Source organism: Streptomyces sp. NPDC008079 (assembly GCF_042957385.1).
GTDB lineage: Bacteria > Actinomycetota > Actinomycetes > Streptomycetales > Streptomycetaceae > Actinacidiphila.
Genome location: NZ_JBIBIC010000005.1, coordinates 134,355 through 153,971, shown reverse-complemented (window position 1 = coordinate 153,971; position 19,617 = coordinate 134,355). Strand labels below are relative to the sequence as shown.

The 19,617-nt window shown below is 73.0% G+C and carries 12 protein-coding genes; 9 read left to right on the top strand and 3 right to left on the bottom strand.

All coding sequences use genetic code 11. The features are described from left to right. Nucleotides 1-1,069 precede the first annotated feature (1,069 nt). The 4 genes from ACFZAM_RS14145 (at nt 1,070) to ACFZAM_RS14130 (ending at nt 9,076) form a co-directional block, all read left to right on the top strand. Entirely contained in the window at nt 1,070-4,981 is a 3,912-nt protein-coding gene (locus ACFZAM_RS14145) for a GH92 family glycosyl hydrolase (RefSeq protein ID WP_391045853.1), read from the top strand. 238 nt (nt 4,982-5,219) lie between these two features. Next, on the top strand, nt 5,220-6,755 hold the full coding sequence (locus tag ACFZAM_RS14140) for a carotenoid oxygenase family protein (protein WP_391045851.1): 1,536 nt from the start codon (nt 5,220-5,222) through the stop codon (nt 6,753-6,755). A gap of 67 nt (nt 6,756-6,822) precedes the next feature. Beyond that, nucleotides 6,823-6,987: a hypothetical protein gene (locus ACFZAM_RS14135; RefSeq protein ID WP_391045849.1), complete on the top strand. Its 165-nt coding sequence runs from the start codon at nt 6,823-6,825 to the stop codon at nt 6,985-6,987. A gap of 271 nt (nt 6,988-7,258) precedes the next feature. Further along, a complete protein-coding gene (locus ACFZAM_RS14130; protein WP_391045847.1) occupies nt 7,259-9,076 on the top strand; it encodes a hypothetical protein in 1,818 nt (605 codons plus the stop codon). A 109-nt stretch (nt 9,077-9,185) separates the two neighbouring features. Here the strand turns inward: ACFZAM_RS14130 and ACFZAM_RS14125 are convergent, their stop codons facing one another. Both ACFZAM_RS14125 and ACFZAM_RS14120 read right to left on the bottom strand, forming a co-directional pair. Next, complete coding sequence (locus ACFZAM_RS14125) at nt 9,186-10,016, bottom strand: M55 family metallopeptidase (protein ID WP_355341672.1); 831 nt, start codon at nt 10,014-10,016, stop codon at nt 9,186-9,188. Beyond that, entirely contained in the window at nt 10,013-10,960 is a 948-nt protein-coding gene (locus tag ACFZAM_RS14120) for an isoaspartyl peptidase/L-asparaginase (RefSeq protein WP_391045845.1), read from the bottom strand. The genes ACFZAM_RS14125 and ACFZAM_RS14120 overlap by 4 nt, the downstream gene beginning before the upstream one ends. Before the next feature lie 329 nt (nt 10,961-11,289). Here ACFZAM_RS14120 and ACFZAM_RS14115 point away from each other — a divergent pair, with 329 nt between their 5' ends. From ACFZAM_RS14115 to ACFZAM_RS14100, 4 genes are all read left to right on the top strand, one after another. Next, the gene (locus ACFZAM_RS14115) at nt 11,290-11,949 is read left to right on the top strand and encodes a TOPRIM nucleotidyl transferase/hydrolase domain-containing protein (RefSeq protein ID WP_391045843.1); all 660 of its coding nucleotides are present in this window, start codon (nt 11,290-11,292) and stop codon (nt 11,947-11,949) included. Between the two features lie 130 nt (nt 11,950-12,079). Beyond that, nucleotides 12,080-12,979, top strand: a complete 900-nt coding sequence (locus tag ACFZAM_RS14110; RefSeq protein ID WP_391045841.1) for a response regulator — start codon at nt 12,080-12,082, stop codon at nt 12,977-12,979. Nucleotides 12,980-13,019: 40 nt separating this feature from the next. After that, nucleotides 13,020-14,735 (top strand): ABC transporter transmembrane domain-containing protein, encoded by a 1,716-nt coding sequence (locus tag ACFZAM_RS14105; RefSeq protein ID WP_391045839.1) that lies wholly within the window; start codon nt 13,020-13,022, stop codon nt 14,733-14,735. Further along, nucleotides 14,732-16,615: an ABC transporter transmembrane domain-containing protein gene (locus tag ACFZAM_RS14100; protein ID WP_391045838.1), complete on the top strand. Its 1,884-nt coding sequence runs from the start codon at nt 14,732-14,734 to the stop codon at nt 16,613-16,615. The genes ACFZAM_RS14105 and ACFZAM_RS14100 overlap by 4 nt, the downstream gene beginning before the upstream one ends. A 34-nt stretch (nt 16,616-16,649) precedes the next feature. Here ACFZAM_RS14100 and ACFZAM_RS14095 read toward each other — a convergent pair whose 3' ends face one another. After that, nucleotides 16,650-17,849 (bottom strand): cytochrome P450, encoded by a 1,200-nt coding sequence (locus ACFZAM_RS14095; protein ID WP_391045836.1) that lies wholly within the window; start codon nt 17,847-17,849, stop codon nt 16,650-16,652. A gap of 281 nt (nt 17,850-18,130) precedes the next feature. Between ACFZAM_RS14095 and ACFZAM_RS14090 the strand changes: the two genes are divergently transcribed. After that, nucleotides 18,131-19,585, top strand: a complete 1,455-nt coding sequence (locus ACFZAM_RS14090; RefSeq protein WP_391045834.1) for a SpoIIE family protein phosphatase — start codon at nt 18,131-18,133, stop codon at nt 19,583-19,585. The last annotated feature ends 32 nt before the right edge of the window (nt 19,586-19,617 follow it).

Genomic DNA, 19,617 nt, shown 5'->3' with positions numbered 1-19,617 from the left:
TACGGCACACCGCCGCGTCGCTCTCCCCGGCCGCGCCCGGCGTCCTCGCGGGCGGCCCCGGGACGGACGTGGACGTCTCCGCCGTCCTCACCGCCCCCGGCAAGGTCTCGGGCACCGTCACGGTCAGCGCGCCGCACGGGCTCACCGCGAGCCCGCGCACGAGCGGCTTCCGCGTGGACTCGGGGACGCTGCCCACCACCAAGGTGGTGCCGGTACGGATCTCCGCCCCGGCGGGCACCCCGGACGGCACCTACCAGGTCACCGTCAAGGTCACGCAGTCCGGCGGCCCCTCGGTGACCAGGACCGTGCCGGTCTCGGTCGCCACCTCGACCTGCCAGGGCGGCAGCGGGTACTGCCCGCAGGACCTGTCCGCGCAGTACGACGTGGACGGCGTCGGCACGGCGGGCGCGACCGGCGCCGACTTCGACGGCACCGGGACCAGCTTCCCCGCGGAACAGCTCCCGGCGCCGGGCCCCGGCGTGCTCGGCGGGCGGGCCTACACCTTCCCCGACACCACCGGCGCCGCGGCCAACTTCGCCACCGCGCACGGCCAGAGCGTCGCTCTCGTGCGGCGCTCCTACTCCGCGCTCGACGTGCTGCTCACCGCGCACCACGGCGACGTCACCGGCGCCGCCACCGTGCACTACTCGGACGGCACGTCCGCGCCCGTCACCCTGACCGCGACCGACTGGGCGGCCGGCGCTCCCCGGCTCGGCGAGGACGCCGCGATCCACGCCGACTCCCGCTACGACAAGCAGGGCGCGCCCGACGGTGTCGGGGTCGACATCTGGCACATCGCGGTCCCGCTGGACAGCGCGAAGACCGCCGTCTCCCTCACCCTGCCCGACGACGCCCGGCTGGCGCTGTACGCGATCAGCGGACGTGACGCGTGACGAGCGACGCCCCCGAACCCGTATCCGAACCCGCACCCGTACCCACAGCGGCACCCGCACCCGTAACAGAACGTCCCGGAGCACGACCCGGAGCCGCAAGCAGAAAGGCAACACCCATGAGACGTGGCCCACTTCGCCGCACCCTCACCAGAACATTGCTGGCAGGCGCGGTATCGATGACCCTGACCGTGCCCGCGTCCGCCGTGGCGCACGCGGACGCGGACGCGGCCAAGTCGGGCGGCGCCCCCGCCTTCACCACCTCCTTCGAGTCCGGCGACACGCAGCCCACGTGGAGCAGCACCGCCGAGACCGACGCCAAGGGCAACCCCCTGGTCTCCGGCGTGACCGCGGGCACCCTCCCGGTGCTGGCCGGCAGCGTCAAGGACAAGATCGCCGAGGTCACGGCCAGTTCGGACAATCCGCCGAACGAGGTCGCGAAGAACGCGGCCGACGAGGACGCCAACACCAAGTGGCTCACCTTCGCGAACACCGGCTGGCTCCAGTACAAGCTGTCCGAGGACGTGACGGTCAAGAAGTACGCGCTGACGTCCGCGAACGACTCGCCCGAGCGCGACCCGAAGGACTTCACCCTCCAGGGCTCCGACGACGGCAGCACCTGGACGACGGTGGACACCCGTAGCGGCGTGAAGTTCAGCGGCCGGTACAAGTCCAACATCTACGACGTCGCCGACCCCGCGCCGCACCGCTACTACCGGCTGAACGTCTCGGCCAACAACAGCGGCGACATCGTGCAGCTCGCGGACCTCATCCTGTCCGACGGCTCCCCGGCGCCGACGCCCGTCGCGGGCATGACCACCGAGATCGGCAAGGGCCCCGCCTCCGGGCCCAACGTGAAGCCGAGCGTCGGTTTCAGCGGCCTGAAGGCGCTCCAGTACTCGGGCACCCACACGAAGTCCGGCGCCGTGCACGCCTATAACAAGCTCTACGACGTGCGCATCCCCGTCAGCCGCAACACCCAGCTTTCGTACGACATATTCCCCGAGCTGACCGGCGGCGACCTGAAGTACCCGAGCACGTACGCCTCCATAGACCTGCACTTCACCGACGGCACGTACCTGAGCAAGCTGCGGACCCCGGCGCTCGACGAGTACGGCACCACGCTCAGCCCGCAGGGCCAGGGCGCGGGCAAGATCCTCTACGCCTCGCAGTGGAATGCCGTGGTCTCCGCGATCGGCAAGGTCGCGGCGGGCAAGACGATCGACCGGGTCCTGCTCGGCTACGACGACCCGGCCGGCAGCTCCGAGGCGGGCGCGTCCACCCAGTTCAAGGGCTGGATCGACGACCTGACGATCGGCGCCGCCCCGGCGCCCACCGCCAAGAGCTACGCCGAGCACGTCGACACCCGGCGCGGCACCAACGCCTCCGGCTCCTTCTCGCGCGGCAACAACCTGCCGCTGACCGCGGTCCCGAACGGCTTCAACTTCTTCACGCCGGTCACCGACGCGGGTTCGACGAGCTGGGAGTACAGCTACGCGGCCCAGAACAACGCCGACAACCTGCCGACGCTGCAGGCGCTCGGCATCAGCCACGAGCCCAGCCCGTGGATGGGCGACCGCGACACCTTCCAGGTGATGCCGTCGGCGGTGTCCGGCACCCCGGACCTGAACCGGAGCAAGCGGGCGCTGGCCTTCGACCACAAGGACGAGGTCGCGCAGCCGCACTACTACGGCGTCACGTTCAAGAACGGCGTGAAGGCCGAGATAGCACCGACCGACCACTCGGCCGTCTACCGCTTCACCTTCCCCGGTGACAACGGCGACCTGCTCTTCGACAACGTGAACAACAACGGCGGCCTGACCTTCGACGCCGCCAAGGGCACCCTGGACGGCTTCTCGGACGTCAACATCGGCGGCGGCGAGGCCGCGACGCGGATGTTCGTGCACGCCGAGTTCGACCGGACCCCCGGCACGGCCACCAAGGTCACCGGACAGGGCCGCGACAACGTCACCGGCTACGCGCAGTTCGACACGTCCAAGAGCAAGACCGTGACGATGCGCCTGGCCACCTCGTTCATCAGCGCCGACCAGGCGAAGAAGAACCTGGACCTGGAGATCCCGCAGGGCACGTCCTTCGACAGCGTCAAGAAGAGCGCCGAGCGGCTGTGGAACGCCAAGCTGGGCAAGGTCGAGGTCCAGGGCGCCAGCGACGACCAGCTCACCACGCTGTACTCGAACCTGTACCGGATGAACCTGTACCCCAACTCCGGTTCCGAGAACACCGGTACGGCCAAGAAGCCGGTGTACAAGTACGCCAGCCCGTTCTCCAAGGCCACCGGCAGCAACACGCCCACCGAGACCGGCGCGAAGATCGTGGACGGCAAGGTCTACGTCAACAACGGCTTCTGGGACACCTACCGCACCGAGTGGCCCGCCTACTCGCTGCTGGAGTCGAAGACCGCGGGTGAACTCGCCGACGGCTTCGTGCAGCAGTACAAGGACGGCGGCTGGATCTCGCGCTGGTCCTCGCCGGGCTACGCCGACCTGATGACCGGCACCAGCTCCGACGTCGCCTTCGCGGACGCCTTCGCCAAGGGCGTGGAGAACTTCGACGCCAAGGCCGCCTACGAGGCCGCGGTCAAGAACGCCACCGTGTTCCCGACCGCGGGCGGTGTCGGCCGCAAGGGCCTGGACACCTCGGTGTTCACCGGGTACACCAACACCTCGGTCGACGGCAGCGTCTCGTGGTCGCTGGACGGCTACATCAACGACTACGGCATCGCCACCATGGCCGCCAAGCTCGCCAAGGACCCGCACACCTCCAAGGCCGACCGGCAGCGCTACCAGGAGGAGTCCGCGTACTTCCTGGGCCGCGCGCAGAACTACACCAACCTGTTCAACGCCGGTGTCGGCTTCTTCGAGGGCCGCAAGGCCGACGGCTCGTGGCGCGTCCCGGACGCCCAGTACGACCCGCAGCAGTGGGGCAACGAGTACACCGAGACCAACGCCTGGAACTACGCCTTCACGGTGCCGCAGGACCCGAACGGCCTCGCCGCGCTCTACGGCGGCCAGAAGGGCCTGGAGAAGAAGCTCGACGCGTTCTTCAACACCCAGGAGACCGCCGACGGTGACGCGGGCGGCTACGGCGGCACCATCCACGAGATGCTGGAGGCTCGCGACGTCCGGATGGGTGAACTCGGCCTGAGCAACCAGCCGTCGTTCGCCATCCCCTACATGTACGACTACGCGGGCGACCCGGCCAAGACCCAGGCCGTCGTGCGCGAGGCCACCCGGCGGCTGTTCACGGGCAGCTCGATCGGCCAGGGCTTCCCCGGTGACGAGGACAACGGCGCCACCGCCACCTGGCAGATCTTCAGCGCGCTGGGCTTCTACCCGCTTCAGGTCGGCAGCGACAACTACGTGATCGGCTCCCCGCTGTTCACCAAGGCGACGGTCCACCTGGACAACGGCAAGAGCATCGTCGTCAACGCGCCGAACAACAGCAGCAGCAACATCTACGTGCAGTCGCTGAAGGTCAACGGCAAGGCGTGGAACAAGGTGTACCTGACGCAGAGCCAGCTCTCGTCCGGTGCGCGCCTGGACTTCACCATGGGCTCCAAGCCGTCCAAGTGGGGCACGGGCAAGAACGCGCTGCCCGCGTCGCTGACCCCGGCGGGCAAGGCGCCGCAGCCGCTGGCGGACCTGACAGGGCCCGACCTCGGCACCGCGACGTCCGCTGACGGCACTGATGTCGCCGCGCTCTTCGACAACACCTCGAAGACCGGGGTGACCTTCCCCGCCGCCGACCCGACGGTGCAGTACGCCTTCACCGGGGGCTCGGCGAAGAAGCAGGCCGGTTTCTACACCCTGACCTCCGGCAGCACCGCGGCACAGGACCCGAAGAGCTGGCAGCTCCAGGGCACCACCGACGGCAAGCACTGGAGCACGCTGGACTCCAGGAGCGGCGAGAGCTTCGACAGCCGCCTCCAGACCCGGCCGTTCCAGATAGCCCACCCCGGCGCGTACTCCACGTACCGCCTGGTGGTGACCGCCAACAACGGTGCCGCGTCCACGACGCTGGCCGAGGTGGAACTGCTGGCACAGCAGGGGCAGGGAGGCCACGGGCACTGACCCGCGAGTCCGTACGACCCGTGTGAGACCGGGGGCCGCGACACCATGTCGCGGCCCCCGGCCGCGTCCCCGGCCCCGGTTCTTCGGCGCCCGCATCAGGGATGTCCCGGTGGGGCTGCCCCCACCCCCGTTCGGGCGCGGGCCGCAGTGACCCGGAACCCCGCGGCGCGGGAGGGTCGTTGAAGGCGCCGCGGTCGCGGCGACCTGACCGGAGAGCGGGAGACGGGGAGTCGGACCGATGACGGATTTCACGCGGTGCACGCGACGGACGATGTTGCGCGGGGGCGCGGCGGCGGCGATCGGCGGGGCGGTCGCCCTGGGCGGCGCGGGCGTCGCCGAGGCCCGCTCGGACGGGCGGCGGACCGGGACCGGCGCCGCGCGCCGCGGCACCGTGCCCTACCCCTTCCTCAAGGGCGCGTTCGCACCGGCCACCGAGGAGGTCACCGCCTTCGACCTGCCGGTGACCGGCCGCGTCCCGGCCGCACTCGACGGCCGCTATCTGCGCAACGGCCCCAATGTCCTGGGCCTGGAGGACCCGCGGACCCACCACTGGATGCTCGGCCAGGGCATGGTGCACGGCGTACGCCTCAGGGACGGCCGCGCCGAGTGGTACCGCAACCGGTGGGTGAGGTCGGCGGGCGTCGCCGCGCAACTGGGGGAGCCCTACCACGGCCCCGTGCCCGACGACGACTTCGCCAACAACACGCACGTGATCCCGTACAAGGGCAAGGTCCTCGCGGTCCAGGAGAGCGGCCCGGCGCCGTACGAACTCGACGAGGAGCTGAACACCGTCCGCCCGTACGACTTCGGCGGCACGCTCAGCGGGGCGTTCACCGCGCACACCAAGTACGACGAGCGGGCGGACGAACTGCACGCGATCACGTACTACCCGACCTGGGACCATGTGCGGCACCTGGTGATCGACCACACGGGGAAGGTCGTACGGACCACGAGGATTCCGGTCGCGGACAGCCCGATGATGCACGACTTCGCGCTCACCGAGCGGTATGTGATCATCTTCGACACCCCGGTGACCTTCGACGCGGCGGCGGCCGAGGCGGGCGCGATCGTGCCGTACGTCTGGAACGACAAGCACCCGGCGCGGGTCGGGGTGATGCCGCGCCGGGGCGGCCGGGTCCGCTGGTTCGAGGCCGACCCCGGCTCGTACTACTCGCACACGCTCAACGCCTACGACGACGGTCACTCGGTGGTCGTCGACTTCATCACCTTCCCCGCGCCGTTCTTCGCGGCGGGCCGCGGCACCCTCGGCGACGGCCCCTCGGCGCTGGGCACCCCCCGGCTCGACCGGCTGACGATCGACCTGGAGCGCGGCCGGGCCCGCCCGCGGCGGATCGACGACCGCCCGCAGGAGTTCCCCCGCATCCGCGAGAGCCTGGTCTCGCGCCGCCACCGCTACGGCTACGCCGCCACGGCCGCCGCGATGTGGACGGCGTACGAGACGCTGGACGGCGTGCCGCCCGACACCCACTTCGGCAACGCGCTCATCAAGCACGACCTGCTGCGCGGCACCACCCAGACGCACCGCTTCCCGAAGGACGCGGCCGCCAGCGAGCCGGTCTTCGTCCCCGCGCACGAGCACGCGAAGGCCGAGGACGACGGTTACGTCCTGTCCTACGTCCACAACCCCGACCGGGGCGCGGCCGACCTCGTCATCCTGTCCGCCCAGGACTTCACGGCCGCCCCGCTGGCCAGGATCCACCTCCCGGCCACCATTCCGCTCGGCCTGCACGGGAGTTGGGTGCCGACTGTCTGACGGGGGAAAGCGGCGCGCGGTCCGCACCGCCGCTCTCGGCTATGCCCCCACGCTGGCGTCCGCCGTCGTGCTCGGCGCGGTCGTCGGCGTCGGCAGCGGCCTCACCGTCGCCGCCTGGGGCTCCGGGGTTCTCTTCGCGGCCTTCGCCGCCGTCTGTCTTCTGGCCGCGGTCGTCGCCCTCGCGTCCACGACGCTGCGCCGCGTCGGCCTCGGGACCCCGCACGGGGTGTGATCCAACTCGCTTGTGGCGTATGCCCCCGGCCCCCGATACTGGCCGTACACGGAGCGGCACGTACAGCAGCACGCGGAGCTGTGCGCGCACGCGCAGAAGAGCACGCATACCGCACGGGCGGGTACGCGCATGTCCCGCGCCGAGCGGGAACTGCCGCGTCGGCACCCGCGTCTTGTCCTCCAGCGGCCGGACGCGCGGGCGCGCCCGCGGTGGGGTGGGGAAGCGCGACGGGCGGTGATCCCGTCCGCGCAGGAGCAGGGGGGAATTCGCCATGACCTGGGACCAGCGGGACGGAGCGGACGCCAGCGGTACGCCGGGCGGCGGCGGGAGACCGGACGGCGCCGACGCGCCGGGCGTTGACGGCACACCAGGCGCGGGCAGTACGCCGAGCGCCGGCGACACGCCGAGCGGCAGCGGCACACCGGGCAGCGGCGGCACACCGGAGGGCTTCGGGCCCCCGCCGCCGCCCGCGCCACCGGCCTGGCTGCCGCGGCAGCCCGCCGCGCCGCCCGGCATCCCGTCCGGATATCCGTCCGGCTACGCGCCCGGGTTCCCGGACGGCCCGCCCGCGCCACCGGCGCCGCCGCCCGCCCCGGCGAACGCGCTGCGGGCCGTCGCCGTCGGCCTGCTCAATCTCAGCGGCCTCGGCATCGGTTACGCGCTGACCCGCCGCTGGTTGGCCACGGCGGCCTGCCTGGTCGCGACCGGCGTCCTGCTCTTCGTCGCGCTGCCCGCGACGGCGGACGGCGTGTCCGGCGGCGTCGTCGTCGCCTACGCCGTCTTCCTCGTCCTCGCGGCCGCGCACGGCGCCTATCGCGGCCTGCGCACCCCGCTGTCCTGGCCGCCGCGGACGCCCGTCGCGATCGTGCTCGGCCTCGTGCTGCTCGCCGCGCCCGTCGGCGGCGTCGTCTACTACGACGGCGCGCGCGACGAGGCCACCCAGAAGATGCTGCTCGACCGCCTCGACACCGCCGACCAGCTCGTCCAGGCGGCCAAGAGCAAGCCGTTCGACGAGGCGCGCACCGACTACACCACGGCGCTGGCCGCGTACCGCGACCTCAGCGACCACCACGGCGGCTCCCGCGCCGCCAAGCGCGTACCCGACCGGCTGACCACGTACTACACGGCGGTCGGCACGCCCTACGAGCAGAAGAGGTACTGCGACGCCATCGAGCCGCTGAAGTACCTGCGGACCGTGCCCGAGCACTTCGACAAGAAGGCCCTCGGCACGCTGACCGGATGGCCGGACGACCGCCTCGCGACCTCGCTGTACGCGTGCGGTACGGCCGACCTGGCCGACGCGAGCGGCGCGGAGGCGAAGGACGGGTACCTGAGCGACCTGCTCTCCACGTACCCCAAGTCGCCGCAGGCCGCGAAGGTCGAGCCCGCATTCAAGTCGACCATCGACGCGGCGGCCAGGGACCTGAACGGCGGCGACCCGTGCGCGGCCACCGACAAGGTGCGCGCCCTCGGCGTCCGCGCGGGCAACCTCAAGGGCGGGGACGCGGGCGTGGCCGCGGCCTTCGACAAGGACGCCCGCCGGGCCGACACCTATGTGCAGTCGGGCAGTTACACCTGCGCCGTCCACGAGTACAGGGGCGGCGACTTCAGCAGCGCGCTGGACAAGATCCGCGACTTCGTGAAGAAGTACCCGCGCGACAAGAACACCGCGTACGCCAAGAAGCTCGCCATCGCCGCCGAGGTCGCCGTGACGGTGCCCGCCGCGGGCAAGCGCATGCCGACCAAGGACTCCGGCGGCAGCATCTCCGTGACGGTCAGCAACGACAGCCCCGACCAGGTCGAGGTGCTGTTCACCGGACCGGTGACCGGCAGCTTCACGCTCAAGGGCTGCGGTGCCTGCAAGACGTACTCCAGCCAGGCGTCGGCGCAGACGTCGGCGTGCAACAACAGCGGCAGGAACTACCCGAAGAAGACGCTGAATCTGCCGGTCGGCACCACGTACTTCCTGCACAAGTCGACCAGTTCCGGCGACTCCGCGACGCCCGGCAGCGACACGGTCAAGCTCCGCAGCGGCTACATCTACACGGAGTGCGCCTATGTGGTGCGCGATTCGGCGCTGAGTTTCTGAGGCGCCCGGTTTCCGAGGCGCGGGTTTCCGAACCAGTAGGCCGTGGGCGGTTGACGGCCCGCTACCCGCGCGGACACGGCGGGGCCCGGACGACCGGGCCCCGCCGTCGTCACTCCGCGATGCCGCGCGTCAGCAGCACGACGGTCACGAAGGTGCGGTAGAGCCGCACCGGATCCTCGTCGGTCATCCGTACCGTCACCGCGTCCGCCGGGTCCCGCTCGACGCCCGTGATCCAGGTCGCCATCTCCGCCAGGTCCGGATTGCGCATCCGCACCGTCAGCGTCGCGGGCAGCGCGATGTCCGGCAGGGCCGCCGACGGCAGCCCCTCGACCGCCCTGCGGGCGGCGTCCCGGATCACCTCGCGCGCCTCCTCCGGGTGCAGGCTGTCGGCCGCGAACCGCGACACCGACGACTTGACGACCGCGCCCACCGCGCCGGGACAGAACGGCTCCAGCTCGGCGGCCGTCGTCGCGTCCCCGGTGACCAGCAGCACCGGCACCCCGTGCCCGAGCGCGACCAGCGCGTTGATCCCGCTCTCGCCCGCGACGACCCCGTTGAGCCGCACCTCGCTGATCGCCGCCGGGTTGTACGTGTGCGACAGCGTGGCCCGCTCGCCCGACATCGAGCCGTGGTACGAGACGAAGAAGACCCCGTCGTACGAGGAGTCCAGGCCCTGCATCATGTACAGCGGCTTGTGGCGGCCGGACAGATAGCGGGCCCGCCCGGCCAGTTCGTCCGGGCGCAGATTGGCCATCGTGGAGTGCGAGTCGTTGACCAGGAACGCGTTCGCGCCACCCGCTTCCGCGCCCTCGATCGAGGCGTTGACCTCCGCCTGGAGCAGCGTGCGGTAGTACGCGTACTCGGGCTGCCCAGGACGGCACTGCGACCAGTCGACGACGCCCGCCGTGCCCTCCATGTCGGAGGAGACGAAGATCTTCACAGCACGGTCCGGGGGCGGAATTCGGGCTCGGTCGACGCGTCGGTCATCAACGCGTAGACGCTGCCCTCCTGTCCGGCCGCGCCGCCGTGCCTGCCGTCGGGGGTCAGGGCCAGCGCGCGCAGCTCGGAGCGGAACTCGTCCGGCAGGGTGGCCGCGTCGGCGAGCGCGTCCCGGCACGCGTCGGACGGGTCGAGCCCCGCCGCCAGCAGGTCGACGATCGTACGGGCGGTGCCGCCGCGCATGCTCAGCTCGCCGCGGCCGGTGCAGGCGGCGCCACCGGAGCGCAGATCGCACCAATTGCCCGCGCCGGGCAGCGCGGAGTCGCCGACCCTGCCGGGGTACTTGTACGGATAGCCGGAGGTCGAGACCCCGACGCACATCTCGCCCGACGCGTCCAGCGCGATGATGTTGATCGTGCCCCAGGGGCCGTCGTGCGGGGCCAGCCGGCGGATCAGGGCGAGCGCGCTCTCCCGGTAGCGCGCGTCGCCGTCGGTCGCAGCGGTGTTCTCACCCTCCACCGACTCCTGGGAGTCGGCGACCTGCTTGCGCCACTGCTCGCGCGAGGCGTCCGTCAGCAGGTCCGCGGTGTCGAAGCCGCACTCCCGCGCGAACAGCGCGGCGCCCTCGCCGACCAGCAGGCTGTGCTGCGGCAGTCTCTCCAGCACCGCGCGGGCCACCGAGATCGGGTTCGGGTACCCCTTGAGCGCGCCCACCGCGCCGAACTGCCGCCCGGAGCCCAGCATCAGGGAGGCGTCCAGCTCCACCACGCCCTGCGCGTTGGGCAGTCCCGCGGTGCCCACGTAATGGTCCGCCGGATTGTCCTCGCAGCGGCGCATCGCGGCCTCGACCGCGTCCAGCGCCGAGCCGCCGCGCCGCAGCACGTCCATCCCGGTCGGTAGTCCGACCTCGCTGCGCTCACTGCCGATGATCACCGCTTCGGGCATGTTCCTCCTGTCCGGTGCCTGACCGGCCGGAGCCCCCGTCGTATGGGGGTTCCCGCCGCTTCGCCCGTCCGACCTGCGTAGACGCGCCCGCGTCTACGCAGCGCCGGACGTCTGCGCAGTCTGGCACCAGCCGCCCGCGCCGCGGTACCCGGCCTCGCCGGGACCGGTGAAGGGACCTTGGGCGGGCCCCGGTCCCACGCTCCGCCCGCGCTCCGACCGGGGCCGCGCCGGTCGCTCCGACCAGGACCGCGCCGGGACCCCGCCGGGACCGCCGTCCGCCGTGAAAAACCATGCGGGGCCCGCCGCGCACCGGGGGGAGACTGGGCCGCGTGGACACGATGACGCGCTTCGGCCTGGCGGTGGTGGAGTGGGCCGCGGGCGGTACGGGAGCCGCGGCGGCCGAGGCGGCGGCGCGCGAGTTGGCCGCGGCCACGCACGTGAGGACCGCGGTGCTGGTCGAGGGGACCAGCGACCAGGCTGCGGTCGAGGCGCTCGCGGTCCGGCGCGGCCGGGACCTGGCCGCCGAGGGAACGGTCGTCGTGCCGCTCGGCGGCGCCATGAGCATCGGACGCTTCTTGAGCCTGGTCGGCCCCGAAGGGCTCGACCTGGCGCTGGCGGGCCTGTGCGACGAGGCGGAGGAGGGTTACTTCCTGCGCGCCCTGGACCGCGCGGGCGTCGGCTCGCCCCGCGACCGTCCGCAGATGGAGGCGCTCGGCTTCCACGTCTGCGTCGCGGACCTGGAGGAGGAGCTGATCCGCTCCCTGGGCACCGACGCGGTACGGGAGGTCGCGGCCGAACTGGGCGAGGCGCGCTCCTTCCGGATCTTCCAGAAGCAGCCCGCGCAGCGCGAGCGCCCGGTCGACCGCCAGCTCCGGCGCTTCATCGGCACCCACAGCGGACGCAAGTCGCAGTACGCGCACGCGCTGGTCGACGCGCTGGAGCCGCACCAGGTCCCGCGCCCGCTGGACAGGCTGCTCGCGCACATCTGACCGCGCACCGCCCCTGCGGACAGAGCCACGCATACGGTGACGGATTCGTCGCGTCCGCACGCCCTCCGCGCCCGCGCCCCTCGACAACCAATGTTGTCATGATGTCGATCTCCTCCCTAGGATGCGGAGCATGCCGATCCCCGTGACGGCCACCGAACCAGGCGGCCGGGAGCAGTCCGCGGCCGTCCCCGCCCCTCCCGCCGAGGCCGCGGGACCCGGTCGAGCCGCTGAGCCCACCGCTTCCGTCGAGCGGGCCATGACCGGCCTGACCGACGCCGCCGTACGCGACCTCGTCGGTGAACTGGCCGTGCGATTCGACGAGTTGGCGCCGGGCGACACGTCGTGGGGGCAGGACCCCGAGCCCGCCGCCGCGCCGCTGAACCGGCTGCGCGTGCTGGCCCATCTCATGCGTGCCGTCGACCGGTGCGCGGCGCAGGAGGCCGCGGCCGCGGTCCGGCTCGGCGCGAACTACCCGCGGCTCGGCCAGGCGTGGGGCATCACCCGGCAGGGCGCCCGGCGGCGCTGGCCAGGACTCGTCTTCACCTCGAATCCCCCCTCGAGGCCCCTCATGATCAGGAGCGACCCGATGAACGCCCTCACCCCGCGCCGCACATACAGCGTCCTGCTGGTCGAGGACGACCCCGCGGACGCCCTGCTCATCGAGGACGCGCTGTCCGAGGGCGGCATGACCCGGCAGCTCTCGCACGTCGGCGACGGCATCGAGGCGCTGGAGTACCTGCGCGACCCGGAGCACGAGCGCCCCGACCTGATCGTGCTCGACCTCAACATGCCGCGCATGAACGGCCGCGAATTCCTCGCCGTCCTGCGGGACGACGACGAATTGGGCTCCATTCCGCTGGTCGTGCTGACCACCTCGGCGGCGCCGGACGACATCGCCGACGCCTACCAGAAGCACGCCAACGCGTATGTGACGAAGCCGGTCAATCTGGACGATTTCCTTGAGGCCGTGCAGCGCATCGACGCCTTCTTCCTGGAGACCTCCGCCACGCTGCCCGCGCCCGGCGAATAACCGCTCGGACCCGTCCCGCACCCCCGCATAGGGTGCGGGAATGGCCGACACTTTCTCCCCACCCACCCCGGGGGACATCCGAAGCCCTGTCCGCTTCCTGCTGTGGCTGGTCAGAAACCAGCCCGGCCGGGTCGCGGCCGGGGCGACCCTCGGCACCGTGTGGATGCTCGGCCTGGCCGTACCGCCCTATCTGCTCTCCCGCGCCGTCGACGACGGTCTCCGACCGCGCGACCACACCGCGCTGTTCGGCTGGGCCGCGGCGATGTTCGGCGTCGGGGTGCTCAACGCGTTCATCGGCATCGCCCGGCACCGCACCATGACCAAGGTGCGGATGGACGCCTCCTTCCGCGTCGTACGCGCCACCGTCCGGCGGGCCACGGAACTGGGCGCCACGCTGCCGCACCGGATGAGCGCGGGCGAGGTGGTGGCGATCGGGATGGCCGATGTCATGGTGATCGCCCAGTCGTTGACCGTCACCGGGCCCGGAATCGGCGCGGCCGTCTCGTATCTGGCGGTCGCCGCCGTGCTGCTGTCCATCTCGCCGCTGCTCGCCCTCGTGGTGCTGGCCGGTGTGCCGTTGGTCGCCGTCACCGTCGGCCCGCTGCAACGCCGCCTCCAGCGGGTCGGCACCGGCTACCGCGACGAGCAGGGCGAACTGACCGCGCTGCTGGTCGACGTGGCGACCGGGCTGCCCGTGCTCAACGGCCTCGGCGGCAAGGACGTCTACGCGGCCCGCTACCGCCGCCGCTCGCAGGCGCTGCGCGACCAGGGCTACCGGGTCGGCTCCGTCACCAGTTGGGTCGGCGCGCTCGCCGTCGGGCTGCCCGCCCTCTTCCTCGCCCTGGTCACCTGGCTCGCCGCGCGCATGGCGGCCGACGGCTCGCTCGCCATCGGCGAACTGGTCGCGGTGTACGGCTACGCGGCCATGCTCGTCGTCCCGGTCTTCTTCTTCATCGAGGGCGGCAACGACGTGGCCCGCGCGCTGGTCGCCGCCCGCCGCGTGACCGGCTTCCTCGCCCTGACGCCGGAACAGTCCGACGGCGCGCACCCGGTGGCCGCCCCGCCGTCGCCCGCCGCGCTGCGCGACCCGCTCTCCGGCGTCGTCGTCCGCCCCGGCGTCCTCACCGCACTCGCCGCCGCCCGCCCCGCCGACACCGCCGCCGTCGTGGAACGGCTCGGCCGCTTCGCCGCCTCCGACGCCGAGTGGGGCGCCCTGCGGCTCGACACCGTCGCGCTGCGCGAGACACGCGAGCGCGTCCTGGTCGCCGACAACGATGCCGCGCTCTTCAGCGGCACCGTCCGCGAGGCCGTCTCGGGCCGCGCCGACCCGGACGACGCCACCGTGCGCGCCGCGATCCGCACGGCCGCGGCCACCGACATCGTGGACGCGCTGCCCGCGGGCCTCGACTCCTCCCTCAGCGCGGGCGGCCGCAATCTCTCCGGCGGCCAGCGCCAGCGGCTCCGGCTGGCCCGCGCGGTCTGCGCCGACCCCGAAGTGCTGCTGGCCGTCGAACCCACCTCCGCGGTGGACACCCACACCGAGGCCGCGATGGCCACCGGGCTGCGCGCCGCGCGCACCGGCCGGACGACGGTGGTCACCACCACCTCGCCGCTGGTGCTCGACCGGGCCGACGAGGTCGTCTACCTCGTCGAAGGGCGCGCGGTCGCGGTCGGCCCGCACCACGAACTCCTGCACACCGAGCCCGGCTACCGCGCGCTGGTCTCGCGCGGCGCACAGGAAGAGGCGATCCGATGACCGCGCCGAGCGACCCGCCCGCGGCGGACACCGAGCCGTCCCGGCGGGACGGCGTCCCCGTCCCGCGCCCTGCCGCCGGTACCGAAGTCCTGACCGCGCCGGGGGAGCCGCCCGCCGGGCAGGCGCCCGCCGCCCTGTCCGCCGCGCTCCCCGTCGCCGACCGGGAGCGGGTGCGGCGCGCCGCCGTCGGCGAGCTCGCCGCCGACAAGCGCGCGTTCTCCGCGGTCCTCGGCCTCAACGCGCTGGCCGCCGCGGCCGGCCTCGTCAGCCCGTGGCTGCTGGGCCGGATCGTGGACACGGTCAGGGGCTCGACCGGCCACGCCGCGGTGTCCACCGTGGACCGGCTGGCGGTGGCCATCGTGGTCGCCACGGTCGTCCAGACGGTGCTGTCGCGCTACGCGCTCAACCTCGCGGCCCAGTTCGGCGAGCGCGCCGCCGCGCGGATCCGCGAGCGCTTCGTGGACCGTACGCTCGCGCTGCCCGCCGCCGTCGTGGAACACGCGCCGACCGGCGACCTCGCGGCGCGCGGCACCACGGACATCGACGTCGTGGCGACGACGCTGCGCAGCGACGTGCCGACCGTGCTGATCGCCACCATGCAGGCGCTGTTCATCATCGTCGCCGTGCTCGTGCTCGACCCGCTGCTCGGCCTGTGCGGGCTGTCCTGCCTGCTGGTGATCGCGGTCGCCACCCGCTGGTACCTGCGCCGCGCGCGGACCGCGTACCTCGCCGAGGGCGCGGCCAACTCCGTACTCGCCGAAGTCCTCGCGGCGACCGCGGGCGGCGCCCGTACCGTCGAGGCCCTCGGCCTCCAGGAGCGGCGGATCGCCACGGCGGAGGCGGCCATCGCCGGCGCCGGACGCGCCCGCCTCGGCACCCTGTGGCTGCGCTCGGTGTACTTCCCGAGCGTCGACATCTCGTACGCGCTGCCCGTCCTCGGCGTGCTGCTCGTCGGCGGCGCGCTGTACGACCACGGCGGTGTCTCGCTCGGCACGGTCGTCGCCTCCGCGGTCTACCTGCGGCAGCTCGTCGGGCCGCTGGACACGATCTTGATGCGGGTCGAGCTGTTGCAGAGCAGCGGCGCCTCGTACGCGCGGGTCGAGGGCCTGGACATGCTGCCGCGTACGCGCACCGACGCCGACGCGGTGCCGGCCGACGACCGGATCGAGGTCAGCGGCGTCCGCTACTCCTACGACCACGTCGGCGACATCCTGCACGGCGTGGACCTCGACGTGCGGCCGGGGGAGCGGCTGGCCGTCGTCGGTCCCTCGGGCGCGGGGAAGTCGACGCTCGGCCGGCTGCTGGCCGGGATCGACCGGCCGCGGGCGGGCTCGGTCACCGTGGGCGGGGTGCCGGTCGCCGACCTGCCGCCGGACCGCCTGCGCCGCCAGATCGTGCTGGTCACCCAGGACCACCACGTCTTCCGCGACACGCTGCGCGACAATCTGCTGATCGCCCGGCCCGCCGCCACCGACCAGGAGCTGCGCGCCGCGCTGGACGCGGTCGACACCGGCTGGGCCGACGACCTGCCCGACGGCCTCGACACCCGCCTGGGCGGCGACGGCCGCCACCTGGACGGCGCCAGGGCGCAGCAGCTCTCGCTGGCGCGGGTGATCCTCGCCGACCCGCACACGGTGATCCTGGACGAGGCCACCGCCCTGCTGGACCCGGCCACCGCCCGCAGCACGGAACGCGCGCTGGCGACCGTGCTGGAGGGCCGCACCGTCATCGCCATCGCCCACCGGCTCCAGACCGCCCACGACGCGGACCGCGTCGCCGTCATGGAGGCCGGGGTCGTCACCGAGCTGGGCACCCACGACGAGCTGGTCACGGCCGGCGGCGGCTACGCGGCGCTGTGGCACTCCTGGCACGGCGAGTAGCCCGCCGTCACCGGCGGGCCACTCGGGGGCGGTGTCACCAGCGCACCGGCAGCCGCTCGGGACCCCGGATGAGCAGGCCGCCGCGCCATTGGAGCCCGGCCGGGTCCGCGTCGAGCGCCAGGGCGGGGAAGCGGTCCAGCAGGCCGCGCAGCGCGATCCTGGCCTCCAGGCGGGCCAGCGGCGCGCCCAGGCAGTAGTGGATGCCGTGCCCGAAGGCGATGTGGCCCCGGGCGTCGCGGCGGATGTCGAAGCGGTCGGGGTCGGGGAAGCGCGCGGGGTCGCGGTCGGCGTCGGCGAGCGCGACCAGCACCAAGCGCCCGTCACCGGGGATCACCGTGTCGCCCACCTCGACCGGAGCGGTCGAGAAGCGGTAGGTGGGCGTCTCCACCGGGCCGTCGTAGCGCAGGATCTCCTCGACCGCGCCCTCCATCAGACCCTCCGGGTCGGCGCGCAGCGCGGCGAGCTGCTCGGGGTGGGTGAGCAGCGCCAGGACCCCGTTGGAGATCAGGTTGACCGTGGTCTCGTGGCCCGCGACCAGCAGCACCCAGGCCATGCCCAGCAGCTCCTCGGCGTTGAGCCGGTCGCCGTCCTCGTCCGCGGTGTGGATCAGGGCGCTCATCAGATCGTCGCCCGGCCGCTCGCGCTTGTCGGCGACCAGGCGGACGAGGAAGTCGTTCATCGCGTCCGCCGCGTCCGCCCTGGCCCGCGCCGACGAGGTGGACAGCGCGATGTTCGACCAGGTCCTGAACTGCTCGCGGTCCATGAAGGGCACGCCGAGCAGATCGCAGATGACCGAGATCGGCAGCGGGAAGGCCAGCGACTCCACCAGGTCGCCGCGGCGCGAGGGCTCCTTCGCCATCGCGTCCAGCATGCCGTCCGCGAGCGCCTGGACCCGCGGCGCCATCGCGTCCACCCGGCGGGGGGTGAACTCCCGCGCCACCAGCTTGCGCAGCCTGCTGTGCACCGGCGGATCGGTACTGAGCATGGACAGGCCGGACGCCACCGTCCGCACGCCCAGTTCCGGCGCCGCGTTGGACCACACCTTCGACAGCCGGGCGTCGTTGAGGAGCGCGCGGCCCGCCTCGTACCCGACGACCAGCCACGCCTCGTGGCCCTCGGGGATCACCACCCGGTGGACCGGCCCCCGCGCGCGCAGCTCCGCGTAGACCGGATACGGGTCGCGTCTGAACTCCTCGCCGAGCGCGCCGAGATCGACGACGGCGTCCGTGGTCATACGTGTCCTCCCCGGGGGACAGCGGCCGGGAGTCCGGCCGGAGGCTGGGCAGCGTGCCGAGGGGACGTTACGGCGTCACGGGCCGTCGCACCGCGTGTTCGGGGCTTCCCGCCGGGAGATCGGCGCGATCCCGCCCCTGGCCCCGGCGCGCGCCTCATCCGTATCCCGCGTGTTCTCCCGCCCCACCGCTGTCCAGGATCACCGGATACGTCTGTGACGTAGGCTTTTGTCATGGGCTCGGGCTGCGGGACAGCGCCGTGCCGAACCGAAAGTGGGCCGGAATGGACGTCGTGTACGCAGGGGGGCCGCGCGTATCCGGCCGCCTGCTCGCTCGCGTCGCGCGTGTCGTGCCCTCCGCCGTGCTGGTCGGAGCGGGCTCCGCCATCGTCGGCACCGCCCCCGACGGTCACTTCGGGCTGGCCCTGGCGGTCGTGCCCTTCCTGGCCGCCGCGGTGCACTCGGTCACCGTCACCGCCGTCCTCGGCGCCCTCACCGTCGCGATGTACGCCTCGCTGCGGCACTGGCTGACCGAGGGCACCGACCTGTGGCTGGTCAAGCTGGCGTTCCTCGCCGCCTCCGCCGTGGTCGCCGTCCTGATCAGCCAGGCCAGGGTCAGGGCGCAGCAGCTCACCCGCAGCCGCGACATCGCCCTGGGGCTCCAGCAGGGTCTGCTGCCGCACAAGGTGCCGCGCAACAGCGCCGTGGACGCCAGCTACCGCTACGTGCCCGCCGACACCGCGGCGGGCGTCGGCGGCGACTGGTTCGACGTGATCCCGCTGTCCGGCACACGGGTCGCGCTCGTCATGGGGGACGTGGTGGGCCACGGCATCCACGCCGCGGCGATGATGGGGCGGCTGCGTACCGCCGTGCACACCCTCGCCGACCTCGACCTCGCGCCCGACGAACTGCTCTCCCGCATGGACGACCTGGCGGTACGCCTCGCCGACGACGACGCGGACCGCGAGCTGGGCGCCACCTGCCTGTACATGGTCTACGACCCCATCTCGCGGCAGTGCACGGTGGCCAGCGCGGGCCACACCCCGCCCGCGTTCGTCCACCCGGACGGCCGGGTGGAATTCCAGCGGCTCGCGGAGAATCCGCCGCTCGGCGTCGGCGGCACGCCCTTCGAGAGCAGCACCCTCACCCTCGACGAGGGCACGGTCGTGGCGCTCTACACCGACGGCCTGCTCGACCTTCGCCACCAGGGCACCGACGCGGCCGTCGCCGCCCTCGCGCGGGCCCTGCTGCCCGCCACCGACAGCCTCGACGCGCTGTGCGACCGCGTCTGGTCGGGGCTGCCCGCCGAACACGACGACGACGTGGCGCTGCTGCTGGCCCGCACCAGGACCCTGGACGGCGCGAACGTCGCGAGCTGGGAGTACCCCGCGCTCCCGGAGAGCGTCCCGGCCGCCCGCGCCGCTGTCATGGCCCGGCTGGAGGAGTGGGGCCTGTCCGACCACGCCTTCGCCACCGAACTGGTGGTCAGCGAACTGCTCACCAACGCCGTCACCCACGCCCGCGGCCCGGTCTCGCTCCGGCTGATCAGGGACGCGGGGCTCATCTGCGAGGTCTCCGACGGCAGCGACACCTCGCCGCACATGCGGCACGCCCAACTCCTGGACGAGGGCGGGCGCGGCCTCTACCTCATCGGGCAGCTCGCCGACCGCTGGGGGACGCGCTACAGCGAGGACGGCAAGACGATCTGGGTCGAGCAGCACGTCCCGGCCCGGGCCTGAACGGGCAGCGCCCCCCGTCGGCCGGAGCCGAC